At 73.8% G+C, this 673-nt stretch carries 1 protein-coding gene; it reads left to right on the top strand.

The window, feature by feature from the left end; translation table 11 throughout:
• Positions 1 to 55 precede the first annotated feature (55 nt).
• On the top strand, positions 56 to 673 hold a 618-nt coding region (locus PROKR_RS11595), incomplete at its 3' end, for a hypothetical protein (RefSeq protein ID WP_036963322.1).

The following is a 673-nucleotide window of genomic DNA, read 5'->3' as shown; positions in this document are numbered from 1 at the left end:
CGGCGGGTCCGCGCCGGCGCTGACGGCAGGGATCCACCCGTCGTCGACGTCCCAGGTGACGGGACCAGGCACGGCCGCCGTGCCGGTGATCGTGCAGGGGCGCCGGGTCAGCTACCAGGTGCTCGCTGCGGACGGCTCGATCGTCTACGTCGGCGCCGACGGGCAGCTGGTGGCGAACACCGGCGCGGTCTCGTCGAGCGGCGTGCTCGCGCTCGGGTCCACGGGCTCCGACCTACGGTCCGGCCGGTCAGTGTCCGGGCCCGCGCCGGCGACACCCCTGTCGGCGTCGGGCACGCACCGGAACGACACGTTCGGAGGCATGTTCCTCGGGTCCGGGCCGGGTTCCGGGCGGTCCATGGCCATCAGCGGCTTCGAGGACCACTCGGTCAGCGTCGTCGGCGACGACCAGGTGGTCACGTACGACGACTCCAACGTGTTCCTGGGCCGGGACGGTCAGATCAACGCGAACACGGGCGACACCGACTCCAGCGGCCTCAACGCGGTCGACGTCACGGGATCGGTGGTCCGGTCGGGCAACTCGGGCGACGCCGAGGACGAGGAGGGCTCGGACGAGGAAGAGGACGAAGAGGACGAGGAGGCGGCGGACGACGGCCCCGCGGGCGCCGACGAGGACGAGGCGGCCGGTCCCCCTGTGCCCGCCGCCGGCCCGCCC

Origin of the sequence: Promicromonospora kroppenstedtii DSM 19349 (genome assembly GCF_000515355.1) — a bacterium.
In the GTDB taxonomy this organism is placed as follows: Bacteria; Actinomycetota; Actinomycetes; order Actinomycetales; family Cellulomonadaceae; genus Promicromonospora; species Promicromonospora kroppenstedtii.
The sequence above is the reverse complement of the archived record's forward strand: the minus strand, read 5'-3'. Positions and strand labels throughout refer to the sequence as shown.